The following is a 2,172-nucleotide window of genomic DNA, read 5'->3' as shown; positions in this document are numbered from 1 at the left end:
GTCACTTAACTCATTCGACTTTTGGGGAGGTACTCCTTTTTTCGTGCCTTGAAAACCTTGCGAGACTAAGGGTTCAAATTATGAAATTGACTCAACTTCTTCATTTAAAACATTTCTTTTTCCATTAAATAAGGGCTCTTTCAACATAAACGCCTCCTTTCATCTACACATTCGGCAATAGAATCTATTATCCTGCAACCTTTTTCGTGTATTATTTACAAATTTGAAGGATAGCGCCTTTATTTGTTGAAATATGTAAAATGAAAGGAGGTGTTTTTTAAATGAGAATGGTACCAGTTTCTTCGTCAAATCTTAATTCGGTTGGTTATGACGAAAACACCCAAACATTAAGAATAGATTTTCATAACGGAACGTACGACTATTACAACGTACCAAGAAGCGTTTATGATGGCTTGTTAAACGCTTCCTCAAAAGGTCAATTTCATCACAATTACATTAAAAATGATTTTCGTAACAATCGAATTGGTTAGTCGATATTAACCAAGATCACGGCCGGACCACTGAATTCTTTTTCGCCTCGTTCGGTCGTGATAACAACTTTCTCATATGGTTCAACGCGTAAAGTTTCTACACCTTCTCTGTCGCTTAAAATTTTCGTCAGCTCTTCAGTTGATTGATTCATTTTTATCACCTCATTATTATTATTTACCATCTTTCTGGTTTTACACATTTGTTAAACATGCACAGGACTTTTTTATCAGAAATCCACGTCGCCCATATGCACTTTTTACATTTGTTCATCGTCCTCACCTATATAAAAACGCCCGCCGCAACTATAGCGACAGACGTTTATTTTTTCACCCGCCTTGCTCAAGACGGACCGACTTACCTACTATAATTACGTAACTGACCTGCGACTTGTAAATCTGTTTATTTTTGTTACTAGCTTCATTGTATATTACTTCAGTAAATCCGGAAAAAACCTTTCTTTTCTTCTATACCTTTACTTTCTTTAATTCCTTCACGTTCTCGTACATTCGATTGACAATTGAATATTTTATCTTGCTGACTTTCGCTTCACTCAATCCAAGATGCAAACTAATTGAGACCTGAGTCATCCCATCTAACATGCAAAATAACACAGCCTTTTCCCTATCATCCTCAATACTATCTATGTTATCCTCTACTAGTTTCATTTTCGCCTGCAACTTTTTTAAATAACGGTGTTGTTTTTCATTCCGAATAACCGCATTTCCAACTTTATCAGTATGCACTCCTTTCGGCTTTGGGAGGGAAGCTTCTATTCCATACATTGCTGTAACAGAGGTGTCCATTTCCTCTAACCTCTTTTTAATTCGTTCGATTTCCTTCGGCATCCAGTGATAGTCTCTGAGTGCTTGTTCGACGTTATTTTTATTTATGATCACCCTTCTAGTCATCCCCTTTTACTTTTTCTCTAATCTCTTTTAGTTCCTCTAACGACAATTTCCCCAGCTTATTTTTAATTTCTTCTATAATTATTTTTCGGTTATTTTCTTGATATTGCTCCCACCATTCGCGCAATCCTTCTGCGTTATCAAATAAGTATTCAACATCTATTTCTTCGTTCGTTTCGTCCGATAGGTAATCCAAAATAAAACCTAACCATTCGGTCAATTTTTTATTTTCGCTCGTATCCAAATTAACAACGTTATTCTTTTGCTCATTGATTTGTTCATTTTTACGAGGCAATACTTTCCCACCTTTTATTTATACTTTTGTACTAGTATCGCCCAGTGTTAAACAAATTTACTCATCCACTTTTATTCTCAAACAAATTTAAGTCATCCTCCTATGCCATGACCGACCAGCATGCTGCTTAAATATACCCGCCCGCCATTTTAAATGCCTGGGCGCTACAGCTAATGTCCAAAACTTCACGAGGGTAGAGTCCTGTTCCATAGCTGCCGATTCAATATCAGCATTTTTGTATTCTGACTTCAGGATGGTCACGACAATATCCAATGTCTTCTACTCCTTTTGGAAATAAAAAGGACACCGACAGACTACGGGAATCAGTAATCAATCAGTGTCCTCCAGTGGGCTGGTAGAACTACAAACTATTTGTTTAATTCATTTGAGTCAATTTCATAATTTGAACCCTTAGTCTCGCAAGGTTTTCAAGGCACGAAAAAAGGAGTACCTCCCCAAAAGTCGAATGAGTTAAGTGAC

The 2,172-nt window shown here is 36.8% G+C and carries 5 protein-coding genes; 1 reads left to right on the top strand and 4 read right to left on the bottom strand.

From position 1 onward, the window contains the following. The first annotated feature begins 281 nt into the window (after positions 1-281). Positions 282-491, top strand: coding sequence for a KTSC domain-containing protein (locus tag ABMB67_RS23340; protein WP_354573482.1), 210 nt, complete (start codon positions 282-284; stop codon positions 489-491). Here the strand turns inward: ABMB67_RS23340 and ABMB67_RS23335 are convergent. The 4 genes from ABMB67_RS23335 to ABMB67_RS23320 form a co-directional block, all read right to left on the bottom strand. After that, a complete protein-coding gene (locus ABMB67_RS23335) occupies positions 488-643 on the bottom strand; it encodes a BC1881 family protein (RefSeq protein WP_354573481.1) in 156 nt (51 codons plus the stop codon). The genes ABMB67_RS23340 and ABMB67_RS23335 overlap by 4 nt on opposite strands. Positions 644-956: 313 nt before the next feature. Continuing rightward, a complete protein-coding gene (locus tag ABMB67_RS23330) occupies positions 957-1,388 on the bottom strand; it encodes a DNA-binding response regulator (RefSeq protein WP_354573480.1) in 432 nt (143 codons plus the stop codon). Positions 1,389-1,392: 4 nt separating this feature from the next. Continuing rightward, positions 1,393-1,692 (bottom strand): hypothetical protein, encoded by a 300-nt coding sequence (locus tag ABMB67_RS23325; RefSeq protein WP_354573479.1) that lies wholly within the window; start codon positions 1,690-1,692, stop codon positions 1,393-1,395. Between the two features lie 87 nt (positions 1,693-1,779). Continuing rightward, positions 1,780-1,965 carry a hypothetical protein gene (locus ABMB67_RS23320; RefSeq protein ID WP_354573478.1) on the bottom strand — a complete coding sequence of 62 codons (186 nt, stop codon included), beginning with the start codon at positions 1,963-1,965 and terminating at the stop codon, positions 1,780-1,782. Between the last annotated feature and the right edge of the window lie 207 nt (positions 1,966-2,172).

Origin of the sequence: Halalkalibacter oceani (assembly GCF_040544555.1) — a bacterium.
In the GTDB taxonomy this organism is placed as follows: domain Bacteria; phylum Bacillota; class Bacilli; order Bacillales; family Bacillaceae_D; genus Halalkalibacter; species Halalkalibacter oceani.
Note: the sequence above shows the minus strand (reverse complement) of the source record. Positions and strands in the feature narration are given on the sequence as shown.

Excerpts from the sequence above, each read along its gene's own strand:
- ABMB67_RS23340 (WP_354573482.1), top strand. The coding sequence starts at position 282 with ATGAGAATGGTACCAGTTTCTTCGTCAAATCTTAATTCGGTTGGTTAT.
- ABMB67_RS23335 (WP_354573481.1), bottom strand. The coding sequence starts at position 643 with ATGAATCAATCAACTGAAGAGCTGACGAAAATTTTAAGCGACAGAGAA.